Here is a 23,101-nt window from a genome sequence, read left to right as displayed (position 1 = left end):
CTCCATCCGCCTACAGCCACCTCTTGCGGCGGCGGTATGAGCGCACATCGCGGAAGCTTTTGCGGCCGTCATCCGACATGCCCAGATAGAATTCCTTAACATCGGGGTTTTCGCGCAGCTCGGCAGCTGGGCCATCCATCACCACGCGGCCGGATTCAAGAATATAGCCGTAATGTGCGAACCTGAGCGCCACATTGGTGTTCTGCTCGGCCAGCAGAAACGAGACGCCCTCTTTTTCGTTCAGATCTTGGACGATGCCGAAAATCTCTTCGACAAGCTGCGGGGCCAGCCCCATGGACGGCTCATCCAGCAGGATCGTCTCGGGCCGCGACATCAGCGCCCGACCCATCGCAACCATCTGTTGCTCTCCGCCCGACGTGTAACCCGCCTGGCTGCGGCGGCGTTCCTTCAGACGTGGGAAATAGGTGTAAACAAGGTCCAGATCCTGTTGGATCGCGGCCTTACCATCTTTGCGGGTATAGGCGCCGGTCAGCAGGTTTTCCTCGACCGTCAAATGTTCGAAACAATGGCGACCCTCCATCACCTGGATGACGCCTTTTTGCACCAGATCGGCAGGCTCACTTTCATGCACGCTGGTCCCGCGATACTTGATTGATCCCTTGGTGACTTCGCCCCGTTCCGAATGCAGCAGGTTCGACACCGCCTTGAGTGTGGTGGTCTTGCCTGCCCCGTTGCCGCCCAGCAGGGCCGTAATGCCCCCTTTGGGCACCGTTAGGCTGACGCCTTTCAGCACAAGGATCACATGATTGTAGATCACCTCGATATTGTTGACCTCAAGCAGGGTTTCCGCCTGCACGTCAGTGGTTTGTGCCGCATCCAGCATCAGCGCGTGTCCTCATGCCTGTCCCGAGAGGGACCGTTGGGATAGAGCGGCGGCTACCCGCCGCTCTGGTCAGTTTCGCGGCCCCGGATCAAGACCGGGGCCAGCCACTTATTCACACCCAGGTGTGATGTTGTTTTCCGCTGCATAGGCTGCAGAATCTTCTTCGATCAACGTGTTGATCACATCTGCATCGGTCGGCTGGAAGTCCTGAACCGGGTTCCAGGTTCCGGCCGCAGCATCCCACTGCACAACGCCGACAAGGCCGGGTCCGCCGTGATTTTCGCACGAGACCGAGAATTCAGGCCCGAAACCGGTCATGCCCAGCGCTTCCATCTTGGCGTTGGTCATTTCCAGCGCCTCCATACCATCGCGCATCATGGATGCGTCGATATCAGCGGTATTGTGGATTCCCTGCGCAGTCTTCACAGCTTCAGCGGCCAGCATGGCGGCATAGAGACCGCGGTTATACTGAACCGAGCCAAGCTGATCGCCCGCACCCGCCGCTTTGCCTGCATCCACCACGTATTTCTGCAGATCGTCATAGACCGGATAGTCCATGCCCAGCCCGGTAAAGGTCAGTGCCTTATAGCCGTTTGCCTTGTCGCCCGCGGGCTGCACGTCAAATTCAGCGCCAGACCACCAGACTCCGATGAAGTTTTCCATCGGGAAGCGGATGTTCGCAGCTTCCTGCACCGCGACCTGGTTCATCACGCCCCAGCCCCACATGATTACATAATCAGGCTTTTCGCGGCGAATTTGCAGCCACTGCGATTTCTGTTCCTGACCGGGGTGGTCAACAGGCAGCAGCGTCAGGTCGTACCCGTGCTTTTCAGCCAGGGTTTCCAGCGTGCGGATCGGTTCCTTGCCATAGGCCGAGTTGTGATAGACCAGTGCGATTTTCTTACCGTTCAGGTCACCATCGTTTTCGCTCAGAAGATAGTTGATCGCGCCCGACGCTCCGTTCCAGTAGTTGGCCGGATAGTTGAACACGTGGCTGAATACCTTGCCGTTCGCAGCAGAGGTCCGGCCATAGCCCATCGTGTGCAGCGGAATGCCATCTGCGGTCACTTTTGGGATCAGCTGGTAGGTAATGCCGGTCGACAATGGCTGATATACCAAGGCGCCTTCGCCCTTTGTGGATTCATAGCATTCCACGCCTTTTTCGGTGTTATAGCCGGTTTCGCATTCGATCACATTGGCCGAAACACCTCCGATGCCGCCATCACGCTCGTTGAGCAGTGTAAAATAATCGGCATAGCCGTCAGCAAACGGGATACCGCCTGCCGCATATGGTCCCGTCCGATAGCTGAGCGACGGGAACACAAGGTCGGCCATGGCCGGACCTGCGGCCATCATGGCGCCCAGCGCCAGGGTTGCCAGTTTCGTCTTCATCGGGTGTCTCCTCCCTTGATTGGTCCGATGTTGAATTCGGGCTTTGCACCCGTCTTGTCTTTGGGCCTGCCCGTCAGTGCGGAAACGGCCAGAGTCTGAGTTTCTCTTTCGCCACACGCCAAAGCTGCGCCAGTCCATGCGGTTCCAGAATCAAGAACATGATGATGAGTGCGCCGACGATCACCAGATTGAGATGCGCAACGATATCAGTGGGCCAGCCCAGTAGATCGACACCAACCACCTTCAAAACAACCGGCAGCAATACCAAGAAAGCTGCCCCGGCGAAGGAGCCGAAGATAGACCCTAATCCGCCGATAATGACCATGAATAGGACCAGGAACGATTTCTGGATGCCAAAGACTTCGCCAACCTCAACCGCGCCCAGATAGACCGCAAAGAATAGCGCCCCCGCGATACCCACAAAAAATGAGCTGACAGCAAAGGCGGTCAGTTTTGCCTTGAGCGGGTTTACCCCGATGATCTCGGCCGCGATATCCATGTCGCGGATCGCCATCCATGTCCTGCCGGTCGTTCCCCGAGTCAGGTTCCGTGCAATGATGGCGCAGAAGGTCAGGAAGATCAGGCAGAACAGATAGGTTGCCCAGGCCGGAGCATTCGGGCCTGTGATGATGATGCCGAACACATCCCGCTCGGGCGCGTTGATCTGCCCAGAAGCCGAGTAGTTGTAGAACCACGGCACACGGTTGAACAGCCACACCAGAAAAAACTGCGCCGCAAGCGTGGCCACGGCCAAATAGAACCCCTTAATCCGAAGCGAAGGCAATCCGAACAGAACACCAACAATGGCGGTGATCCCGCCCGCAAGGATGACATGGATGAACATGCTGGTTTCGGGAAAGGCCGTCATCAGCTTGTAGCAGGCGTAGGCCCCCACAGCCATGAACCCACCGGTACCCAACGACACCTGCCCACAATAGCCAACCAATACATTCAAACCGATGGCGGCGATCGCATAGATCAGAAACGGAAGCAACAGCGCGTTCGCCCAGTAGTCATTGATGATGAATGGAATGATCCCAAATGCCACTGCCAACACCACATAGTATCGATACCGGTCAAATTTGATCGGAAAGGTCTGGCTGTCTTCCACGTAAGAGGTTTTGAAATCTCCGGCCTCGCGATAAAACATGTCTTACTTTCCCCATTCTTCCTGCGCCCGGTCGCGGGCGACAGTGTTCAGTTGGCTGGAGCCTTTGGCATATCCGCTCGCCTCTGAGGCGCGCACAAGTTTCATGTAGGCCATGACACCCGTGACCAACCCGGCAAAAGCCAGGATCGCGGCAATCGTCAGCTGGCTGTCGGTCAGATCGTCCGAGGTCAGGGCGATATACCCAAACGCCCAGAACCCGGCCCATGCGATCACGTTGAGAATGGCGATGAGCTTGGTCATGACTACACCCTTTCGATGATCTTCTCGCCGAACAGGCCCTGCGGCCGGAACACAAGGAAGATCAGCGCAAGCACGTAGGCAAACCAGTTCTCGGTCGCACCGCCAACCATCGGGCCAATGGCGAACTCGAACAGTTTCTCACCCACACCGATGATCAACCCTCCGACGATGGCTCCGGGGATCGAGGTAAACCCGCCCAGCATCAGCACCGGCAACGCTTTGAGCGCGATCAGCGACAGTGAAAACTGCACGCCAGACTTGGTGCCCCACATGATACCCGCGACCAGCGCTACAAACCCGGCCACAGACCAGACCATGATCCAGATGAAGTTCAGCGAAATCCCCACCGACAGCGCCGCCTGATGGTCATCCGCCACCGCGCGCATCGCCCGGCCCTGCTTGGTATATTGGCTGAACACAACCAGCGCCGCCACCAGCAGCGCCGCAATTACCGTTGCCACAATGTCCAGATTGTCGATGAAGAACCCATAGCCGAAGACGTTAAAGGTCGCTTCATCGAGCCAGAGGTTGATGCCCTGCGGCAGGCCTACATCCAGCGTCTTGATCTCGGACCCCCACATCAGGTCGGCCACGCCCTCAAGGAAATAGGCCAGCCCGATGGTGGCCATGAACAGGATAATCGGCTCTTGGCCAACCAGGTGACGCATCACGAACCGCTGCACGGCCCAAGCCAACAGAACCATCACCGCCATAGTCAGAATAATCGCCAGCAGCGCAGGGACACTCCAGCCAAAGTAATGGATATGCGTCCCGAAAGTCGCATTGATCAGATGTGCAAACGGCACCTGCCCGTTCATGATCCCGACCAGAGTCATCGCGGCAAACAGGGCCATAACCCCTTGCGCATAATTGAAAATCCCTGACGCCTTGTAGATCAGCACAAAGCCCAGCGCGACCAGCGCATAGAGCACCCCGGCCATAAGACCGTTGAGGATGACTTCCATCGCAAATACGAGTTGTTCAGGCATCCTATGTCCTCCGAACAGATTTCATCTGGCGCGTCATCCCGGAAAATTCGTCGAATTTTCTCAGCCCGTTCCGTAGATCAGTCATGGCTCACCCCCAGATAGGCATCGATGACTTCCTGATTGTTGCGCACCTCATCAGGCGTGCCGTCGCCGATCTTCTTGCCGTAATCCATCACGACCACCCGATCGCTCAGATCCATCACCACGCCCATGTCATGTTCGATCAGGGCGATGGTGGTGCCGAATTCATCATTCACGTCGAGGATAAAGCGGCTCATGTCCTCTTTCTCTTCAACATTCATCCCGGCCATCGGCTCATCCAGCAGCAACAGCTTGGGTTCAGCGGCCAGCGCCCGGGCCAGTTCGACCCGCTTTTTCAAGCCGTAGGGCAGGCGTGAAACGGGCGTCTTGCGGATATGCTGGATTTCGAGAAAGTCGATGATCCGCTCGACCGCCTCGCGGTTTTCGGTCTCTTCGGCCTCGGCCTTACCCTTCCACCAAGCCTGCTGCAGGATATTGGTCTTCATATAGTTCAGGCGCCCGGTCATGACGTTGTCCAAAACGCTCATCCCTTCGAACAGGGCGATGTTCTGGAATGTTCGTGCAATCCCCTGCCGCGCGACCTCATAGGGTCGCATTGGAGGGCGCTTGGCCCCGTGAAACCAGACCTCGCCCTCTTGCGGGACATAGAACCCCGAGATTACGTTCAGCATCGAGGACTTACCCGCCCCGTTCGGACCGATAATGGCGCGGATCTCACCCTCACGGATGTCGAACGAGATATCCTTGATCGCCACCACACCGCCAAAGCGCAGAGTGATGTTCTTCATCTCCATCACGACGCCGCCGATCTTGCGGCCGTCTTCGGTGACATATCCTTCGGAACTATCCAACATCAGCCCCTCCTTGACTTACGCAATACACGGAATGGCGGGCGGGCGATGACCATAGGTCGAGCGGCGCAGGACCGGACTTCATTCCGCCGCTACCTTGTGTTGCGCGACCGTTACAACCGGCGCATCGACGATCTCAAGTGTGGCACTGATCGAACCCTTGCGGCCGTCCTCATAGGTCACCTCGGTCGTGGTCGAAACGCTTGAAGACCCGTCATAAAGCGCGGTGATGATGTCGTGGAATTTCTCTTCGACAAAGCCCCGGCGCACCTTGCGGGTTCGGGTCATCTCGCCGTCATCCGCATCCAGTTCCTTGTGCAGCACCACAAAGCGATGCACCTGGCAGCCCGACAGCATTTCATCGGCGGCGACCGATTTGTTGACCGCTTCCACATGGGACTTGATTGTCTCTAACACTTGCGGATGTGCCGTCAGTTCCTGATAGGACCCATAGGCGACGTTGTTGCGTTCGGCCCAGTTCCCCACGGCGGTAAGGTCGATATTTATGAACGCCACGCAGCGATCCTTGCCATTGCCGAACAGCACGACCTCAAGAATATCGGGATAGAACTTCAGCTTGTTCTCAACATATTTCGGCGCAAACATCGAGCCATCGACCATTTTTCCGACGTCCTTGGCCCGATCAATGATCCGCAGATGACCGCTGCTTTCCTCAATGAACCCGGCATCACCCGTGGCCACCCAACCCTCGGCATCCTTGGTCGAGGCGGTCGAGTCCGGGTTGTTGTAATATTCGACAAACACACCTGGCGAGCGATAGTAGATCTCGCCCGTTTCGGCGATCTTCAGCTCGACATCTGGCGCGGGCACACCAACCGTATCGGCGCGCACCTCGCCATCGGGCTGCACGGTGATGAAGACCGTCGCCTCGGTCTGCCCATAAAGCTGCTTCAGGTTAATCCCCAGCGAGCGGTAGAAATCGAAAATCTCAGGCCCGATCGCCTCGCCTGCCGTATAACCGACCCGGAACCGGCCATACCCCAGCGTATCCTTCAGCGGCCCATAGACCAGCAGATTGCCCAGCGCGTATTTGATCCGATCACCAAACCCGACCGCTTTGCCATCCAGCAGTAACCCACCCACCTTTTTGGCATGGGCCATAAAATGGTGGAACATACGCTGCTTCAGCTTGCCCGCATCTTCCATCCGGATCATGACATTGGTCAGCTGCGTTTCAAATACCCGCGGCGGGGCAAAGAAATAGGTCGGACCGATCTCGCGCAGGTCGGTTATCATCGTGTCAGCGCTTTCGGGGCAATTCACACAGAACCCGCACCAATAGGCCTGACCGATGGAAAAGATGAAATCACCTACCCAAGCCATTGGCAGATAGGACAGGATGTCCTCATTCCGGGTCAGGTGATCAAAATCGGATGAGTTTCTGGCGCTTTCGATCACATTGCGATTCGACAGCACCACGCCTTTCGGCTTGCCGGTGGTGCCCGAGGTATACAGCATCACACAAGTGTCGTCATAGGTGATCGCAGCGATACGCGCGTCCAGCTCGGCATCAAAGCGCGCATGACCTGCGCTGCCTTCGGCCTTGATGTCGTCCAGCGCGTTCATCTGGGAATGATCATATTTCCGCATCCCACGCTTGTCAGTGTAGAGGATGTGTTTGATCTGGTGAACTTTTTCCTGAATCTCGATAACCTTATCGACCTGTTCCTGGTCACCGCAGACGACATATTTCGCCCCGCAATGTTCCATCACATATGTCATCTCTTCGGCGACCGCGTCCTGATAGAGCGGCACCGGAATCGCACCCACCATTTGGGCCGCAACCATCGACCAGTAATGCGCCGGGCGGTTCCGGCCTATGACGGCGATATGGTCGCCCTTCTCAACGCCAATCTCAAGAAACCCCAGCGCAATGGCGCGGATTTCCTTGGCCGCCTCGGCCCAGGTCCAGCATTGCCAGATCCCGAATTCCTTTTCGCGATAGGCCGGGGCATCCCCGAACTGAGTCACATTGCGGTGTAGCAGCGCCGGAAGAGACTGCATCCCTTCAGCGCCTGACTGCGTCTGAGTCAATCTTTTTCTCCTCCCCACCCGGCCCCTCCCCGGGCCGGAAATGGCGGGTCCAGGTCTGGCCCGGACGCCAACGCCCCGATTAAGGGACGTCGACACGATCAGCGTCAAGTTTTGCCTGATGTTTTCTCAATTCTTACGAAATGTAACAAGTTGGGCCGTGCCGCCCGGACCATACACCTCGTCAGAGACCCGGCCCGAGATGACCACAAACTGTTCCGCGAACTGCAAATTTGCAGCAGGTAAGCGCATTCATCCGCGTATACCGATATTGGCTTGGGGTTTTGTATGTTTACCGCGCCTGGAATTCACCGTATGCATCCCGCAACTGAGTAGGACATTCAGAGCGGTTTTTCATGCCGATTTGCTATGCATGTGTATCGACCGAAGGCATCGGTTATGCGGAATGATCCAGATCGCATGACCAAAACCGCTCGAATTGTGCGATCAGAGGCGTGCGCCTTTGAAATCAACCGTTTTCTTGGACGGTCGGGCAGCACGAATTCCGACCCCCTTCCCACCCCAATACGCAAGGCAGGACTGCCGAGATGAATGTCACTCACCAGAGCATCACCAATGTGCTTTCTCAGCATTATGACCTGACACCTTCGACCGGATTGGTCGCGGATATGCAGGATATCTATGCACGGATGGACCGGGTGGTGGCGCCACCGGATTTCGCAATCTATGCGCCCTATATCAAGGCGATCAATGCGCTCAAGAAAGAGCGCGACGCAGTCATTCTGGGCCACAATTACATGACGCCTGAAATCTTTCATGGCGTGTCGGATTTCGTGGGTGACAGCTTGCAGCTGGCAATGAAGGCCAGCGACGTCGAAGCCGATGTGATCGTGCAAGCGGGCGTGCATTTCATGGCCGAAACCTCGAAAATCCTGAGCCCCCAGAAAACCGTGCTGATGCCAGACATGGCCGCGGGTTGTTCGCTGGCCGAAAGCATCACGGCAGACGGGATCGAGGAGATGCGCGCCAAATATCCCGGCGCGCCGGTCGTCTCTTATGTGAACACCACCGCCGAGGTGAAAGCCGCGTCCGATATCTGCTGCACATCGTCCAACGCCGTTCAGATCGTCGATGCGATGGAATCCGACACCGTCATCATGACGCCGGATCAATATCTGGCGCAGAACGTGGCAAATGAAAGCCGCAAGAACATCGTGTACTGGCCCGGCTCGTGCATCGTGCATGAACAATACACAGCGCAGGACCTGCGTGACTTTCGCAAATGGAATCCCGGCACGCGGCTCATTGCCCACCCGGAATGCCCGCCCGAAGTGGTGGCCGAGGCCGATTTCTCTGGCTCGACCAGCGGGATCATCAAATATGTCAGCACCGAGAAGCCCGAAAAGGCGATGCTGATCACCGAATGCTCGATGGCCTCGAACATCGCCGATGAACTGCCCGAAGTCGACTTTGTCGGCCCCTGCAACATGTGCCCCTACATGAAGAAGATCACGCTGCAAAAAATCCTCTATGTGCTGCACACGATGGAAGGTCAGGTCGAGGTTGACGCCGAGATCGCGGAAAAAGCGCGCGATTCGGTGCAGGCGATGATCGATCTGTCGCGAAAGCTGGGTCTCTGATCCGAGATGGAAACCCTCACCACCGACCGCGTTATCATCGTGGGCGCCGGGTTGGGCGCGCTGTATGCTGCGCTGAAACTGGCCCCGCATCCGGTGGTGGTGATCTCTCCTGAAGCGTTGGGCGACGGTGCCAGTTCCGCCTGGGCGCAGGGGGGAGTGGCTGCGGCGATGGACGCCCATGACAGCCCGGAAAGCCACGCAGACGACACCGTAAATGCCGGTGCGGGCACCGTTGACCCGCAGGTGGCCGAATTGGTGACGCGTCAGGCGCGCGACTATATTCTGGACCTGACCACGCTGGGCACGCCTTTCGACCGGACCGCGGGCGGCGATTACGTGCTGTCGCGCGAGGCCGCGCACAGCTTTGCCCGCGTCGTCCGGGTCAAGGGCGATCAGGCAGGCGCACAGATCATGGCCGCCCTGATCGAGCAGGTCCGGGAAACACCCTCGATCCAGGTGCTGGAGGGCACCATGGCCCTAGGGCTGGATGTCGAGGATGGGCGTGTTACCGGCGTCAGCATTCAGCGTGCGGATAAGGGCGGGTCAGCCCCAGTGATGCTGCGCGGGGCTGCCGTGTTGCTGGCCGGGGGCGGGTCCGGTGGGCTCTATGCGCTGACCACCAACCCGCCGCGTATCCGTGGGCAGGTCATCGGTATGGCTGCGCGCGCGGGGGCGCTGATTTCGGATGCCGAATTTGTGCAGTTTCACCCCACCGCCATGGATGTCGGCGAAGACCCTGCGCCGCTGGCAACCGAAGCGCTGCGCGGTGAAGGCGCCATTCTGGTCAACCGTCATGGCGCGCGGTTCATGCAGGCCATCCACCCGGATGCCGAGCTTGCCCCGCGCGACGTCGTCGCCCGCGCCATCTATGCTCAGGTTCAGGCGGGCAACCGCCCCATGCTGGACACGCGCGAGGTTCTGGGCGAGGAGATCAAGGCTCAGTTCCCCTCGGTCGCGGAATATTGCGCCCGCAATGGAATCGACCCGGCGCAGGAGCCCATCCCCGTCGCCCCCGCAGCGCATTACCACATGGGTGGCATCGCGACCGACACCAGCGGATGCGCCAGTATCGACGGCTTATGGGTCTGCGGTGAGGCATCCTCGACCGGGTTGCACGGCGCCAACCGTCTGGCCTCGAACGGTCTGCTTGAGGCGCTGGTCTACGCCCGCATCTGCGCGGAAGGCATCGCCGGAACCTTGCCAGCAACCGGCGCGACGCCGCCGCTGGAAATCAGTTTCGAGGACGGCGGCACTCCGTCAGACCCCGCCGCCGTGGCCGAGCTGCGCCAGACCATGACTCGCAATGTTGGCGTTATCCGTGATCGCAAGGGCCTGACCAAAGCGCTTGGCACCATCGCGCGGCTCGAGGCGGCAAACAGCGACAACCCGTCTTTCCTGAACATGTGTGCCACCGCCACTTTGATCGCCGCGGGCGCTTTGGCACGCAAAGAAAGCCGCGGCGCGCATGAACGATCCGATTTTCCCGACCCCTCGGCCGGACCCGGCAAAAGGTCCGAAATGTACTTTTCCCAAGCACTCGCCATCCGCGCGCAGGCCTGCAAGGAGCAATCATGAGCTTCTCTACCGTTCCCGATCTTGTCCTTGAACCGATGATCCGCATTGCCCTGATGGAAGATCTTGGCAGCTATGGCGACGTCACCACCCGCGCGGTGATCCCGGCGGATACCACCTATGATGCCTGCCTGAACGCGCGCGAGGATGCGGTCGTGTCCGGCATGCAAGTCGCGGCGCTGGCGTTTCGCCTGATCGACCCCTCATTGGACATCACCACGCATATTGCCGATGGCCAACCCTGTAAGGCAGGCGATACGCTGATGACCATCAAGGGATCGGCCGCCTCAATCCTGTCGGGCGAACGGGTGGCCCTGAACTTTGCCGGTCGCCTGACCGGGATCGCCACAAAGACCGCCGGCTTCGTGGCTGAAACTAAAGGCACAAATGCCCGCGTCACCTGCACCCGCAAAACAACCCCTGGAATGCGTCTGGTTGAAAAACTGGCCGTGCTGCATGGCGGCGGCTTCAACCACCGTTACTCTCTGTCAGATGCGATCCTGATCAAGGACAACCACATCGCAGCCGCTGGCGGGGTGCGTCAGGTGCTGGAGGCCACCAAGGCCCATGCCAGCCACATGATGGCCGTCGAGATCGAGGTCGACCGTCTGGACCAACTGGCCCAAGTGCTTGAGGTCGGAGGCGCCTCGGTCGTCCTGTTAGACAATATGGACAATGACATGCTGCGCGAGGCGATGGCGATGGTGGATGGCAGGCTCAAGACCGAAGCCTCGGGCAATGTGAAGCTGGATCGCATCGCCTCAATCGCGGCAACGGGTGTTGACTATATCTCTTCAGGTGCATTGACCCATTCGGCGCGCACCGTGGATTTGGGATTGGACTTTCCGGTCTAGACCACGGTCGCGCGTCAGCACTGGCACATGGGCTACAGCTGCTAACCCTGTGCAGAAAGCTCCACCATTTCCCTGTGCCGGTCCCGCGCCTGCCCCTGTACACGCTTGACGAAGGGCTGAGGCAGCTCCGGGCCAAGGCGCGTCCCATATTTTTCGCAGGATTTATCACCGATCAGCTCAGCGAACCTGACCCATGTCCGAAAGGCAAAAACGTCCCGCAAGCTGAGGATCGGTTTGGAATTGCTTGGTCTTTCCGGGGCAGGCATCGGAATGTCCGTGAAATACGCCTCTTCGATCCCGCTCCAATCGGATGGTGTTTCAAAGTCGTCCCCCGCACCCTCGGAATACTTAAACGCGGGGTATTCCATACTGTATTCAGAACATCCGTGGGATATTTTTGAGTGAACCCCAGTGATCTCAAATTCCGCCTGTGCGGCACGGAAAATCGCAAGACACTCTTTCGCCTCTGCGATCGACTCACAATAGATATACGCCTTATAGGGAAACTTGACCGCTTCGCGCAGCTCGATCATGCTTTTTCTGGCATTGTCCCTGGGCAGCTGCAGGTTGAGCAGCAAGAAATAGACCTGAAACATCCCCTCAAGGTTCTCTGGCAGGATCTGCACCTTGTAGCACTCGTGGCACAGTCCACAAATCACCTTGGTTTCTTCAAAGAAATTCAGGCGTTGGCCGCAATTCCCATGCTCGCCATTGATGGTGATGGTTTGACCCACATAGATCTGGGCGATGGGCACGGCCAACTGGATTTTCTGTGTGTCCAGGGCTTTCATCCAACCAGAATAGGCGGCGGTCTGCCGTCCGGTGTCGACCAGGGCTGCCTGCCAGCCCTTTTTCAACCCGCCCGTCACCTCAAGCTGCGCTTTGCTGTAGGCGCCCAGATGCTGTTTCGGTAGGTTGGAGTATTCCAGCATCGTCACAAGCTGCCGGATGGCCTGTCGGTCATTGGGCTTGAGTGAAACCCGCTTCTCAAGACGTTCCAGCTGCGCGTAATCCATCACTCTGGCCTCCTGCTTCGGGTTTGGCCCGCCAGTTTTTCTTGTGATTGCGCCGAATGAGGTCGCCGTCAACTGAAATGCGCGAAACTGGCTAGCTGCCGGATTGTTCTGAGACGATCTCTCCGAGCCGGGTAAAGAATTTCCCCGACAGTTTCTTGGCAGTCCCGGCAATCAAACGGCTGCCAAGCTGGGCGATCTTGCCGCCGACATCCACCTTAGCAGTATAGGCAAGAACCGTCTCGGACCCGTCTTCGGTCAGGGTCACATCGGCACCGCCCTTGGCAAACCCCGCAGCCCCGCCTTTGCCCTCGCCCTGCAGCGAAAATCCGTCCGGTGCCTTGGATTTATCCAGCGTGACCTGACCCGCGAACCGCGCTTTCACCGGACCGATTTTCAGAACCACCTTTGCCTCAAGGTCTTGCGGCGAAGATTGGGTCAGCTCTTCGCAGCCGGGGATACATTCCTGCAGGATATCGGGGTTGTTCAGCGCCTCATACACCACGTCCCGCGGGGCAGCGATGCGGATTTCGTCACTGAGTTCCATTCTGGCATCCTTCGCACAACAGCTTTGTGCCTATCAATAACGCGGTTTTTGCCAAATGTTTCAATTTTTTGTTTCAGATTTTTGTTTCAGATCAGGATACGCGACCCCAAATCTTACCTAATCGGGCGCCACCGGTTTGCGGTGACGCCCAATGCGGTCAGTCGCTGATCGCGCCCTCTTCGTCGCGGCGCTGATGCATCTTGGCTTTGACACGCGCGCCTACGATCAGAGGCAGAACAAATCCGATCAGGGCAATGGACCACAAGCCGATGGCCAGCGGGCTGTCAACCAGCGTCCACCAGTTGCCATTGTCGATGGTGACTGCGCGGCGCAAGTTATTCTCCATCGAGTTGCCCAGCAGCGTGCCCAGAATGATCGGCACCAGCGGCACGTCCAGCTTGCGCAGAACCCAGCCCATGACACCGAACCCGATCATCACCAGCAGATCAAAGCTGGACCCCGAGATGCCGTAAATACCCACAAAGCTGACCATCGCCACGACGGGCATCAGGATACGCGAGGGCACCATCAGGACGCGGGTGAACAGGCCCACCATCGGGATATTCATCGCGAGCAACATAAAGTTGGCAATGAACAGTGCCGCAATCAGGCCCCAGACCACATCCGGGTTCTGGGTGAACAGCAGCGGTCCGGGCGTGATATTCAGCGCCAACAGAACCGCCAGCAGCACGGCGGTGGTCCCTGACCCCGGCACGCCTAGCGCCAGCATCGGCACCAAGGCCCCCCCGGCGGCGGCGTTGTTGCCGGCCTCGGGCGCGGCGACGCCACGCGGATCACCGGTGCCAAATGTGTTGTCCTTGTCGACCAACCGTTTCTCCATCGAATAGGAAATAAACGAGCCCAAAGACGCCCCGGCCCCCGGCAGAACCCCCGCCAGAAAGCCCAGGAATGAGGTGCGCAGCATGGTCGGCATGCATTGCTTGATCATCGACATCGGCGGGTAAAGCCGCCCGATATTCAACTTGCGCCCAGCGGCATCCGATCCGCCATGACGGTTTTCCAGAAAGATGAACACTTCGGACAGTGCAAACAGGCCGACAATGGCGACAAGGAAATCCAGCCCATCATACAGGTGCACTTCGCCAAAGGTGAACCGAGGCACGCCGGTCTGGGTATCGACACCAATGGTCGCCAACCCAAGGCCCAGCGCAGCGGCAAAAGCCGATTTCGCCTGATTGGTCGAGGACACGCCGCCCAGCGTCATGAAGGCCAGCGCGAACAGGGCGAAATACTCAGCCGGTCCAAACAGCAACGCGATCTTGACCAGCTGCGGTGCCAGAAAGATCAGGCCCCATGTGGCCAGAAACGCACCAATGAATGAGGCGATACCGGACAGCGAGAGCGCCTCGCCCGCAAGGCCTTTTTTGGCCATCGGATGCCCGTCCAAGCAGGTCATCATCGCAGGCTCGTCCCCAGGGATGTTCAGCAGGATCGATGAGATTCTCCCGCCATACATTGCCCCATAATAAACACTGGTCAGCAGGATCAGAGACGGCGTCGCGCCCAGCCCCAGAGTGAACGCAAGAGGGATCAAAATGGCCACGCCGTTCGACGGTCCCAGACCGGGCAACGCGCCCATGATCGTGCCCAGAAAACAACCCAACAGGGCCAGCAGCAGGTTTTGCCATGTCAGCGCGATAGCGAATCCATCGCCAAGGGATGCAAGAGTTTCCATGACGTTCCCCTTAGAAACCCAATGGTCCGCGAGCCAGTGACAGGCCCAGAACCAGATGGAAGATGACGTAGATACCGACAGAAGTACCGATTCCGACCACTACGCTTTCGATCGGACCAGATCCCAGCCGCCAGGCCAGGTAAGCCGCAGCAAAGGCGGTAGAGATTACAAATCCCAGAACCGGCAACAGCTCGGCATAGAACATCATCACGACTACAGCGGCGCCGACTTCGACCAGCCGGCCCAGCGCGGGCCACTCGGGCTCGGCATCCGGGCGCAACGCGATGACCGCGCTGGAAAGGCCAAGGATGGCGGCGACAATCAGTGGAAAGGCCTTGGGGCCAACCGCGTCTGACAGAAAGCTCTCTTCAATCGCCAGCGCTGACAGGGCAAAGCCGATGGCAAGAAGAATGCCGAAGACCCCGAATATGCGATCACTCATGGGTATCTCCTATGTAAGGGAAGTATGGGCCTGGTCGGGGTGCCGCGCGCCCGGCGCGACACCCCGCTCTCAGGTGAGTGCTGGTCTTATTTGATGATACCGATCTCTTTCGAGATGGTCTGGATCTGACCCACGGATTGCGCAACAAAATCCTGGAAAGCTGCGCCTTGCAGGTCCAGCGGGGCCAGACCATTGGCGGCCATGACCTCTTTCCATTCATCCGAGGCGTAAAGATCACCGATCTTACCGACCCAATCGCCATAGGCCTCATCGCTCATTCCGCCAGGGGCGTAGAACCCGCGCCAGTTTGCGCCGATGGCATCAATGCCCTGTTCCTTGGCCGTCGGGAAATCAGCGAATTCGCCGGGCAGACGTTCAGGCGCCAATACGGCGATGACTTTGATATCGCCCGAGTCGACAAAACCCTTGGCTTCCGAGATGTCACCGGTAAAGGCTTGAACCGAACCGGCCAACAGCTGGGTCACAGCTTCGCCGCCGCCATCAAAGGCGATGTATTTGACCGACCGTACGTCCTCGATGCCATAGGCATTGGCCGCGATCAGAACCTTCAGGTGATCCCAACCGCCCACGGCGGAACCGCCCGCCACGGACACAGACGTCGGATCGGATTTGATCTGATCCAACAGGTCGGGCAGCGTGTTAACCGCGCTATCGGCTGCAACGGCGATCACGCCATAATCCGCACCGATGGCCGCTAGCCAACGCACCTGATCCATGGTGTTGCCTGGATAGGCGCCCTGCGCCAGGCGGGTCGCCGTGGCTGCGCTGGCCGCTACGATCAGCTCATTATCCTCGCCGCGCTTGTTGACGACCTCGGCAAAGGCAACACCGCCACCGCCGCCGGCCAGGTTCACAACCTGCATGGTCTGGTCGATCAGACCCAGATCCTGCAGAGATTTACCGACCTGACGGCAGGTGAAATCCCAACCGCCGCCGGGGTTGGCCGGGGCAATACATTCCTGTGCGCTGGCGCTCACGCCGGACAGGGCAAAAACAGCAGCCGCAATCGCGCCGCTTGTTCCAAACAGTTTCATTCGTGTCTCCTCCTCTGGTCTTTTTGGGCTGCGTCCTGCAACCGAAACCTGTTCCCGCAAGGGACTGTCCTTGCGGGCTGGTACTGTTTACAGAATAATGCTGTCACGAACCTGTCACAGAAATTCAGGGCAGGGCGCGGGGGGACAATGCGCGTATTGATGATCGAGGATGCCGTAGATCTGGCCGAAGGCGTAATAGCTCATCTGGCGCGGTCGGGCGTTGTCTGCGATCTGGCGACCACTGTCGAATCCGCGCGTGATTTCCGCGCAGTTCAAACCTATGACGCGATGCTTTTGGATATAAACCTGCCTGACGGGTCCGGCCTGAACTTTCTGGGCAAAATCCGAGACAGCGGCGACCGCACCCCAGTGCTAATGCTGACGGCACTGACTTCGGTCGAAGATCGTGTCGCCGCTTTGGACAAAGGTGCCGACGATTATTTGGGCAAGCCTTTTGACCAGCGCGAGCTTGAGGCGCGGTTGCGCGCCCTTGTCCGGCGCGATGCCGATCGCAAAAGCGAACAGGTCACGCTGGGTCCGCTGAGCTATGCCGCCAAGGATCGCAGCGCCACGCTGAACGGTAAACGCCTGAACCTAACCGCGCGCGAGGCGGCGGTCCTGGACGCCCTGATCCGGCACGAAGGTCAGTATCTGTCGAAATCACGGCTGTATAACTCGCTTTACGGGTTCGAAGACGCCGATGTGGGGGAAAACGCGATCGAGCTGTATATCGCACGGCTCCGCAAAAAATTCACCGGCAGCGCCATCAGCATTACCACCCAGCGTGGGGTGGGGTATCGGATCGGTCTGAATGACTAGGCTGCGCCTGCCCCACAGCCTGACGGCCCGCGTTCTAAGCGCGGTGGTTTTGATCCTGATTCTGGGCGGGTTTCTCGTTGGTCTGTCGATCTGGGCCAATGGTCGCCTTGCTGCGCGGCAGGCCTATGACCGGCTGCTGCTGGGCGCGGCCAGTGACATTGCCGAATCCGTTCGCATTCAAGATGGCCAACCCTTTGTCGATCTTCCAGTCTCGGCCTTTCAACTGTTGGCACAGGCGCCGGATGACCGGATTTTCTATGCGGTACAGGTGCCGGATGGCCCCTTCATCACCGGGCTGGACCGGGACACCGTGATCGAGGTGCCGCCACAGACTGGCACTGCGCCGGTCTATTTCGCCTCTGATCTGAACGGGGAACCCGCCCGTTTCGTCCGCGTTACCCGCCTGTTTGCCGAGCGCGATTTCTCGGGCGAGGTGGAAATTCTGGTCGGCCAAACCCTACGCGCGCGCCAATCCATGACCGTGGGCCTGATGCGCGATGCCCTGCTGCCGATGGCATTGGCCGGGCTGTTGCTGCTGATCATGTCGTGGTTTGTCACCCGCTCGGCCCTGCGCCCGCTTGAGGCGCTGTCCGATGACCTGACCCGCCGCGATCCTTATGACCTGACACCGATGGCCAGCGACGGGTTGCCACACGAGTTGCAGGTGATGCTAAGCGCGATGAACCGGTTCATGGGGCGGCTGGATCGGCAAGTGGACACGATGCGCAACCTGATTGCCGACACCGCCCATCAGCTGCGCACACCCGTGGCCGCAATCCGGGTACAGGCCGAGATTGCGCAGGACGATCCTGACCTTCCAGCCCGCACGCGCGCGCTGGATCGGCTGTTGGGGCGCACCCGGTCACTGGGCACGCTGCTGGATCAGTTGCTGTCGCGCGCCATGGTGATCCACCGTATCGACAGTGCGCCGCGGCTGCCCGTTGACCTACGCGAAGTGGCGCTGGACGTGCTGGAACACAGCGATCATGAATTGATGGCCCCCACCATCGAGGTGCGTCTAGAAATCGGCGATACGCCAGTTCTTGTGAATGGCGATGCCTTTTCGATCGGCGAAGCCGCCAAGAACCTGCTTGGCAACGCTCTGCGTCATGGTCTGCCACCCGTCCGTATTGGCGCCGCGCAAGAGGGCGCGCGCGCTGTTCTGTGGGTGCGCGATCAGGGTCCCGGACCTGCGACCATAATCGCCGATCAGCTGGGGGACCGGTTCAATCGCAGCACCGGTTCGGGCGAGGACAGCACCGGCCTGGGCCTGTCCATCGTGAAATCCACCGCCGAGGCCTTTGACGGCCGGGTCGAGATGGGCCGCGATGACACCGGATTTCGCGCCGCGCTAAGCTTTCCGATCACAACAGATGAGGGCAGCACATGATCCGAGCCCTTGCCGTTGTCGCGCTAAGTTTGATCCCGTCGCTTTCGCGCGCCCAAGAAGCCATTGCTGAATTCGGCGCAGGTCAGGACCCGATGTTGATCCGCTCAACCACCGATATTGCGATCATCGCCCCGGTGCTTGAACGGTTTACGGCGCTGAACCCCGATCTGCAGATCACTTATGAACAATGGGGATCAAACGCGCTGTTTCAGCACAGCCGCACGGTCTGCAAATCAGGTGAGAACCCCGCAGACATCGTGTTCTCATCCGCGATTCAACAGATGGTCTGGCTGGTGAATTCCGCCTGTGGACACCGGTTTCAATCCGACCTGACCAACGCCCTGCCCGCCGCGCGACGCTGGCGGGATGAGCTGTGGGGGATCACCACCGAACCCGCCGTCATCGTTTACAACAAGACCTTGTTACAGGATCAGAACGTCCCACGCAGCCGGTTCGCCCTGCTGGACATGATGCGAACCCAGCCGGATCTACTGCGTGGGCGCGTGGCAACCTATGACATCGCGGCCTCGGGTCTGGGTTATCTGTTTGCCTATGGAGACAGCCTTGAGGCCACGACTTTCGGCTCTTTGATCGAAGGTTTTGCACGTATCGACGCGGTGGCCACTTGCTGTTCTGCGGAAATCATCCGCGATGTGGCCAATGGGCGCTTTTTGATCGCCTATAACGTGTTGGGGTCTTATGTTGCCAATGCCAAGGCCCCGGGCATTGGGGTGATTCTGCCAGAAGACTATACTCTGGTCCTGTCACGTGCCCTGATGATCCCGCGCCAGGCGCGGAACAAACAGGCCGCCACGGAATTCTTGGATTTTCTCCTGTCGCCACAGGCGCAAACCCTGCTGGCAACTTCGGGTCTCGTCGCCCAGATGGACACCGCCGATACGGGGTTAACGCCCAGCGCCCGAAGGTTCATCGCCCTATCGCCGGCCCTATTGGTAGCCAGAGATCAGAACCGACGGGCCGAGCTGTTTAAGCTGTGGAACGACGCCTTCGACGTGGAAAGTGCGCGCTAGGTCTTTTCGTCGATGGCAGGTTCGATATCAGGCCGAACCGGTTCGATCTCAGCCTCGATAACCTCAGGCTCATCGGCCTCGTCGACCTCTTCCATGTCGGGCTTGGCCTTGTCCTCAAGCGCGCCAACAATCAATGGCAACATGTGAACACCGGTGGCTGAGGCGATCTCTGGAGTTTGAGGCGTTTGCCAGCTGAGCGTGTCAAAGCTGTGGCAGTTCTGACAGACCGGACCCCATTCCGGCTGAATGTCATGGCAGTTGTCGCAGACCCATTGCGGCCCGCGCGGCGCGTTCAGCGCCTTTGCCAGCCAGCCCTGCACAACCACATCCGAGGCCCCTTCGCCGCGTTCAATCGCTGCCATCAGCGTGTAGGCGCGGGCATCAGCCTGTTTTTCGACCACATCCCCCAGCGCGCGGCGGGCTTCGGGGAAATCTTCGGCGACGATGTTCAACTCGGCCAGAATCAGGCAGGTTTCCGGATTCTGCGCGTGTATGCGGGTCAACGTCGCAAAGCGTTTGATGCGCTCGGCCGGTGATTCATCCGGTGCAATATCGGCAAAAGCATGGGCCAGATCGGGATGTGGCTGTGCCTCCCATGCCTTTTTCAGAATCTTCGTTGCGGCACGCGGCTTGCCTTTTTCGATATAGGCACGGGCAGCCATCGCTGCGGCAGGCACCAAATCAGGGGAAAGGCGGTTGGCCTCGATTGCCTGTTCCTGCTGTTCTACGGTCGAGCTTTCGTCCAGAATGCCCTTTGCCTCGGACAAGGCGAGCACCGCATCGCGGCGCTTGAACACATCGCGGGGCAAATGCCCGGATTTCAGCTTGGCGGTCAGCGTTGATCGCGCCCCAGCCCAATCCTGCGACTTGGTCTGCAGGCCCAGCAGGATATCTTGCGTTTCTTGATGGCGTGGCTTGATGGCCAATGCCTTTTCGGCCAGCTTCCGGGCGGTGTCATCATCGCCTTCGGCCAGCTTCTGCTTCATGATACCGCGCACCCCCACAAAACGCGTGGCATTATTCGTCACCAGTTTCTTATAGGTTTCAGATGCCTTTTGGGTATCGCCATTCATCTCGGCGGCCTGGGCCACCAGCAGGTTGGTCAGTTCGGGTTTGTTCAGCAGCTTTTCGGCCTTGGCCGCCTTGTTCATCGCGATCCGCCCCTCACCCGAGGCAAGCGCCATGATCCCATCGGTTAATGCCTGATATCCGCGCTGTTCCCGGCTGCGGTCGAAATAACGCGACAGGGCTGTTTCATCCCCGTTGAGGAATTTCAGCGTGGCGATCAGCAGGGTCAGCAGCTTGAAGAACAGCCAGATCGCAATGATCATCACGCCCAGCGCAATGACCGATTGAAGCGGACCAAGCGTGTATTCCGTGCCACCCGCTGTGATCTGCACCCCGCCTTTGGTTTCCATAAGGAACCCGGCGCCAAGAGCCAACAAGCCGACAATCGCAACAAAAACAAGGATCTTAAACAGTGACCACAGCATAGCAGGCCCCTCAGTTCGAGTTCGCGCTTGAGGCAAGCGCATTTGCAGAATCCACAGCAGAAACCCGCGTCTGGGCCGCCTGTTCCCACCCTTCAAATGCAGCTTTGGCTGCATCGGGCAGGGATTTCAGCTCATCCAGGGCAGCAGAGACATCTCCGCCCGACAAAGCGGCTTGAGCCCGCGATAGGACCGCATCGGGGCTGTCACCTTCTTGCGGGGTAACCGAACGTGCACCTGTCTGGCGCTGCAAAAACGCGACAATTCCGGTGCCCTTGTCCGCGTCCCGCGCATCTGCCAACGCCGTGCGCGCAGCGGGCGCAAAGCTGTCCTGAAGTGCTGCAATCGTCGCGACACCTTCGGTTGCCGGTGCTGCCAGCGCCTCGGGAACGGTTACGCCTGCGGCCTTCAGTTCGGCGATCAGGTCGCCATAAGGTTGACCCGTATTCAACTGTTCATGCACCCGTGACAGAAGGGCTGCATTGGTCGCCGCCAGCGATTTTGCTGCAGCCTCGGCCTCGAGCGTCTGAGCGTCGGACACCATCTTTTCCACCTCGGCCCGTTGCGCGGCCAAAGAGTCCTGGAGTTTTTTCAGCTCGGCCTCGATGGCCGCGCCGGTTTCAGGTGAAGCGCCCTGCGTCAGCGCGCCACTTTCCAACTCGGCCAAACGGCTGGCAAGCGGATCAACCTTGTTGGTCAGATCGGATATGCTGGACTTCACCCCATCCAGATCAGCGGTGATTGGCGCGATTTGGCTGGTCAGCGCGTCAATCTTCTGGGTCAGGTCCGACCCGTCGGTCAGAGACTTCGACAGTGTTGATATCTGATCGGATTGTGCGGTCAGCTTCGCCTCAAGCGCGGCGATTGCGTCGGACTCACCCGAGGAGAACGCGCCGCTTTGACCCAGAGCGAACCCGGCCGCCGCAGCAATCGCACCGCCAATCAGCGCCGGGATAAAGCCGCCGCGTTTTTCGACCGGCGGTTCTGCGACGGTCTGATCAGGCGACGTAAGAGAGGCTTCGGCTTCGGCTTCGGCTTCGGCTTCGGCTTCGGCTTCGGCTTCGGCTTCGGAAGGCGTTTCTTCTACGGGGTCAGCATCGTCAACAGGTGCCTCATCCGGGATCTGGACAATGTCCTCGACTGCGTCAGCCTTGGGGTCATCTTCCGGCTTTTGATCGGTTTTCTTCTTACCAGCCACCGCAATGTTCCCCTTTTCGAATCCAAAACAACCTGAACAACTAACCAGACTAAGTTAATCTGTGGCCTCGCCGCCCTCAACCCGCATCGCATGTTTCACAAGCTTTTTAACGGCTTTCCGCATTTTCTTCGGTGTCGGCTCTTTGGCAATCTTCAGGCGGACATAATCCAAGGAATAAAGGGGTTCAGCCGTGGCCTCGCTGATTGCAGCCAGCCAAAGTGGTGCCGAACCCACCCAGATGTCGGCAAATTGTCGCGCTGTTCTGGGTGAAAATATGGGGGCAATCACCGGTTCATTGCCCTCAGCAACGGCGCCTGCCCGATCTGTGAGCGGTAACAGGTGCTGTTTATAGACAGGTTGTTCACGCACAGCCAGACCGGATTCGGTCAACCGTTCAGCAATGTTACCCCGGCTGTGCTCCCCCCGAAGATGAAGCAGCGGGCTTTGGGGCCGGTGCTTTAGCAGGTTTGCAATCAGCTCTTCGGCGGTAGCACCCACCATCCGGGCATCCCAGCCAGCGCCTTTGGCCGTTCCGGTGGTAACAGGACCCACACAAAAGGCCGGCATCTTTCGAGATACATCTAAAGACATCGCCGCATTTACGGCGTTGGCCGAAGTAAAGATCAGCCCCTTTGCTTCATCCGCATGCACTTGCACCGCCAAAGGTTTTATTTCCAGGATCGGCGAATGGATAACCTCTACCCGGCTTCTGATGCGGGTTGGCAACTGCGCGACGAACCTTTCAGACGCAGCGCGCGGGCGGGTCATCAACAAATACAACAGTTGGCGCCTTCGGCCTTGGGATTGTTTGC

General features: G+C 58.9%; 21 protein-coding genes. 6 read left to right on the top strand and 15 right to left on the bottom strand.

Translation table 11 applies throughout. From position 1 onward, the window contains the following. Positions 1 to 10: 10 nt before the first annotated feature. From AC2FH6_RS12875 to AC2FH6_RS12845, 7 genes are all read right to left on the bottom strand, one after another. Positions 11 to 844: an ABC transporter ATP-binding protein gene (locus AC2FH6_RS12875; protein ID WP_496679309.1), complete on the bottom strand. Its 834-nt coding sequence runs from the start codon at positions 842 to 844 to the stop codon at positions 11 to 13. Positions 845 to 952: 108 nt separating this feature from the next. Continuing rightward, complete coding sequence (locus AC2FH6_RS12870; protein WP_271950686.1) at positions 953 to 2,236, bottom strand: ABC transporter substrate-binding protein; 1,284 nt, start codon at positions 2,234 to 2,236, stop codon at positions 953 to 955. Between the two features lie 73 nt (positions 2,237 to 2,309). After that, a complete protein-coding gene (locus AC2FH6_RS12865; RefSeq protein ID WP_496702962.1) occupies positions 2,310 to 3,386 on the bottom strand; it encodes a branched-chain amino acid ABC transporter permease in 1,077 nt (358 codons plus the stop codon). A gap of 3 nt (positions 3,387 to 3,389) precedes the next feature. Beyond that, positions 3,390 to 3,647 (bottom strand): hypothetical protein, encoded by a 258-nt coding sequence (locus AC2FH6_RS12860; RefSeq protein WP_496693118.1) that lies wholly within the window; start codon positions 3,645 to 3,647, stop codon positions 3,390 to 3,392. A gap of 2 nt (positions 3,648 to 3,649) precedes the next feature. Continuing rightward, the gene (locus AC2FH6_RS12855; protein ID WP_142637525.1) at positions 3,650 to 4,636 is read right to left on the bottom strand and encodes a branched-chain amino acid ABC transporter permease; all 987 of its coding nucleotides are present in this window, start codon (positions 4,634 to 4,636) and stop codon (positions 3,650 to 3,652) included. Between the two features lie 77 nt (positions 4,637 to 4,713). After that, entirely contained in the window at positions 4,714 to 5,532 is an 819-nt protein-coding gene (locus AC2FH6_RS12850; RefSeq protein ID WP_142637523.1) for an ABC transporter ATP-binding protein, read from the bottom strand. Positions 5,533 to 5,610: 78 nt separating this feature from the next. After that, positions 5,611 to 7,554, bottom strand: coding sequence for an AMP-binding protein (locus AC2FH6_RS12845; protein ID WP_496702999.1), 1,944 nt, complete (start codon positions 7,552 to 7,554; stop codon positions 5,611 to 5,613). A 575-nt stretch (positions 7,555 to 8,129) separates the two neighbouring features. Here AC2FH6_RS12845 and nadA point away from each other — a divergent pair. The 3 genes from nadA to nadC are packed head-to-tail and all read left to right on the top strand — an operon-like array spanning position 8,130 to position 11,608. Then, positions 8,130 to 9,182: a quinolinate synthase NadA gene (nadA, locus tag AC2FH6_RS12840; protein WP_496702960.1), complete on the top strand. Its 1,053-nt coding sequence runs from the start codon at positions 8,130 to 8,132 to the stop codon at positions 9,180 to 9,182. Positions 9,183 to 9,188: 6 nt separating this feature from the next. After that, positions 9,189 to 10,757, top strand: a complete 1,569-nt coding sequence (locus AC2FH6_RS12835) for an L-aspartate oxidase (RefSeq protein WP_496702958.1) — start codon at positions 9,189 to 9,191, stop codon at positions 10,755 to 10,757. Further along, positions 10,754 to 11,608 carry a carboxylating nicotinate-nucleotide diphosphorylase gene (gene nadC / locus AC2FH6_RS12830; protein WP_496702956.1) on the top strand — a complete coding sequence of 285 codons (855 nt, stop codon included), beginning with the start codon at positions 10,754 to 10,756 and terminating at the stop codon, positions 11,606 to 11,608. Before AC2FH6_RS12835 ends, nadC begins: the two co-directional genes overlap by 4 nt. A gap of 41 nt (positions 11,609 to 11,649) precedes the next feature. On the opposite strand, the gene AC2FH6_RS12825 is transcribed toward nadC, so the two are convergent. The 5 genes from AC2FH6_RS12825 to AC2FH6_RS12805 form a co-directional block, all read right to left on the bottom strand. Further along, the gene (locus AC2FH6_RS12825) at positions 11,650 to 12,624 is read right to left on the bottom strand and encodes a hypothetical protein (protein ID WP_281973874.1); all 975 of its coding nucleotides are present in this window, start codon (positions 12,622 to 12,624) and stop codon (positions 11,650 to 11,652) included. A 91-nt stretch (positions 12,625 to 12,715) separates the two neighbouring features. Further along, complete coding sequence (locus AC2FH6_RS12820; protein ID WP_142637510.1) at positions 12,716 to 13,168, bottom strand: SRPBCC family protein; 453 nt, start codon at positions 13,166 to 13,168, stop codon at positions 12,716 to 12,718. Positions 13,169 to 13,325: 157 nt separating this feature from the next. After that, a complete protein-coding gene (locus tag AC2FH6_RS12815; RefSeq protein WP_142637508.1) occupies positions 13,326 to 14,864 on the bottom strand; it encodes a tripartite tricarboxylate transporter permease in 1,539 nt (512 codons plus the stop codon). 10 nt (positions 14,865 to 14,874) lie between these two features. Further along, positions 14,875 to 15,306 (bottom strand): tripartite tricarboxylate transporter TctB family protein, encoded by a 432-nt coding sequence (locus tag AC2FH6_RS12810; RefSeq protein ID WP_271950677.1) that lies wholly within the window; start codon positions 15,304 to 15,306, stop codon positions 14,875 to 14,877. 86 nt (positions 15,307 to 15,392) lie between these two features. After that, positions 15,393 to 16,361 (bottom strand): Bug family tripartite tricarboxylate transporter substrate binding protein, encoded by a 969-nt coding sequence (locus AC2FH6_RS12805; protein ID WP_142637503.1) that lies wholly within the window; start codon positions 16,359 to 16,361, stop codon positions 15,393 to 15,395. Positions 16,362 to 16,508: 147 nt separating this feature from the next. Between AC2FH6_RS12805 and AC2FH6_RS12800 the strand changes: the two genes are divergently transcribed. From AC2FH6_RS12800 to AC2FH6_RS12790, 3 genes are read left to right on the top strand one after another with little or no spacing between them, the layout of a single operon-like run. Beyond that, positions 16,509 to 17,180 (top strand): response regulator transcription factor, encoded by a 672-nt coding sequence (locus AC2FH6_RS12800; RefSeq protein ID WP_496702954.1) that lies wholly within the window; start codon positions 16,509 to 16,511, stop codon positions 17,178 to 17,180. Beyond that, on the top strand, positions 17,173 to 18,570 hold the full coding sequence (locus tag AC2FH6_RS12795) for a sensor histidine kinase (protein WP_496702952.1): 1,398 nt from the start codon (positions 17,173 to 17,175) through the stop codon (positions 18,568 to 18,570). The genes AC2FH6_RS12800 and AC2FH6_RS12795 overlap by 8 nt, the downstream gene beginning before the upstream one ends. Next, positions 18,567 to 19,601, top strand: coding sequence for an ABC transporter substrate-binding protein (locus tag AC2FH6_RS12790; protein WP_496702950.1), 1,035 nt, complete (start codon positions 18,567 to 18,569; stop codon positions 19,599 to 19,601). The genes AC2FH6_RS12795 and AC2FH6_RS12790 overlap by 4 nt, the downstream gene beginning before the upstream one ends. Here AC2FH6_RS12790 and AC2FH6_RS12785 read toward each other — a convergent pair. From AC2FH6_RS12785 to AC2FH6_RS12775, 3 genes are read right to left on the bottom strand one after another with little or no spacing between them, the layout of a single operon-like run. Beyond that, positions 19,598 to 21,094: a heme biosynthesis protein HemY gene (locus tag AC2FH6_RS12785; RefSeq protein ID WP_496693127.1), complete on the bottom strand. Its 1,497-nt coding sequence runs from the start codon at positions 21,092 to 21,094 to the stop codon at positions 19,598 to 19,600. The genes AC2FH6_RS12790 and AC2FH6_RS12785 overlap by 4 nt on opposite strands. Positions 21,095 to 21,104: 10 nt before the next feature. Further along, positions 21,105 to 22,289, bottom strand: a complete 1,185-nt coding sequence (locus tag AC2FH6_RS12780) for a COG4223 family protein (protein ID WP_496702948.1) — start codon at positions 22,287 to 22,289, stop codon at positions 21,105 to 21,107. 54 nt (positions 22,290 to 22,343) lie between these two features. Next, positions 22,344 to 23,069 (bottom strand): uroporphyrinogen-III synthase, encoded by a 726-nt coding sequence (locus tag AC2FH6_RS12775; RefSeq protein WP_496698650.1) that lies wholly within the window; start codon positions 23,067 to 23,069, stop codon positions 22,344 to 22,346. Between the last annotated feature and the right edge of the window lie 32 nt (positions 23,070 to 23,101).

Source organism: Ruegeria sp. CDSC045 (assembly GCF_059610725.1).
Note: the sequence above shows the minus strand (reverse complement) of the source record. Positions and strands in the feature narration are given on the sequence as shown.

Bases quoted from the DNA above. Each gene is read 5' to 3' on its own strand.
- AC2FH6_RS12875 (WP_496679309.1), bottom strand. From the start codon at position 844: ATGCTGGATGCGGCACAAACCACTGACGTGCAGGCGGAAACCCTGCTT.
- AC2FH6_RS12870 (WP_271950686.1), bottom strand. From the start codon at position 2,236: ATGAAGACGAAACTGGCAACCCTGGCGCTGGGCGCCATGATGGCCGCA.
- AC2FH6_RS12865 (WP_496702962.1), bottom strand. From the start codon at position 3,386: ATGTTTTATCGCGAGGCCGGAGATTTCAAAACCTCTTACGTGGAAGAC.
- AC2FH6_RS12860 (WP_496693118.1), bottom strand. From the start codon at position 3,647: ATGACCAAGCTCATCGCCATTCTCAACGTGATCGCATGGGCCGGGTTC.
- AC2FH6_RS12855 (WP_142637525.1), bottom strand. From the start codon at position 4,636: ATGCCTGAACAACTCGTATTTGCGATGGAAGTCATCCTCAACGGTCTT.
- AC2FH6_RS12850 (WP_142637523.1), bottom strand. From the start codon at position 5,532: ATGTTGGATAGTTCCGAAGGATATGTCACCGAAGACGGCCGCAAGATC.
- AC2FH6_RS12845 (WP_496702999.1), bottom strand. From the start codon at position 7,554: ATGCAGTCTCTTCCGGCGCTGCTACACCGCAATGTGACTCAGTTCGGG.
- nadA (WP_496702960.1), top strand. From the start codon at position 8,130: ATGAATGTCACTCACCAGAGCATCACCAATGTGCTTTCTCAGCATTAT.
- AC2FH6_RS12835 (WP_496702958.1), top strand. From the start codon at position 9,189: ATGGAAACCCTCACCACCGACCGCGTTATCATCGTGGGCGCCGGGTTG.
- nadC (WP_496702956.1), top strand. From the start codon at position 10,754: ATGAGCTTCTCTACCGTTCCCGATCTTGTCCTTGAACCGATGATCCGC.
- AC2FH6_RS12825 (WP_281973874.1), bottom strand. From the start codon at position 12,624: ATGGATTACGCGCAGCTGGAACGTCTTGAGAAGCGGGTTTCACTCAAG.
- AC2FH6_RS12820 (WP_142637510.1), bottom strand. From the start codon at position 13,168: ATGGAACTCAGTGACGAAATCCGCATCGCTGCCCCGCGGGACGTGGTG.
- AC2FH6_RS12815 (WP_142637508.1), bottom strand. From the start codon at position 14,864: ATGGAAACTCTTGCATCCCTTGGCGATGGATTCGCTATCGCGCTGACA.
- AC2FH6_RS12810 (WP_271950677.1), bottom strand. From the start codon at position 15,306: ATGAGTGATCGCATATTCGGGGTCTTCGGCATTCTTCTTGCCATCGGC.
- AC2FH6_RS12805 (WP_142637503.1), bottom strand. From the start codon at position 16,361: ATGAAACTGTTTGGAACAAGCGGCGCGATTGCGGCTGCTGTTTTTGCC.
- AC2FH6_RS12800 (WP_496702954.1), top strand. From the start codon at position 16,509: ATGCGCGTATTGATGATCGAGGATGCCGTAGATCTGGCCGAAGGCGTA.
- AC2FH6_RS12795 (WP_496702952.1), top strand. From the start codon at position 17,173: ATGACTAGGCTGCGCCTGCCCCACAGCCTGACGGCCCGCGTTCTAAGC.
- AC2FH6_RS12790 (WP_496702950.1), top strand. From the start codon at position 18,567: ATGATCCGAGCCCTTGCCGTTGTCGCGCTAAGTTTGATCCCGTCGCTT.
- AC2FH6_RS12785 (WP_496693127.1), bottom strand. From the start codon at position 21,094: ATGCTGTGGTCACTGTTTAAGATCCTTGTTTTTGTTGCGATTGTCGGC.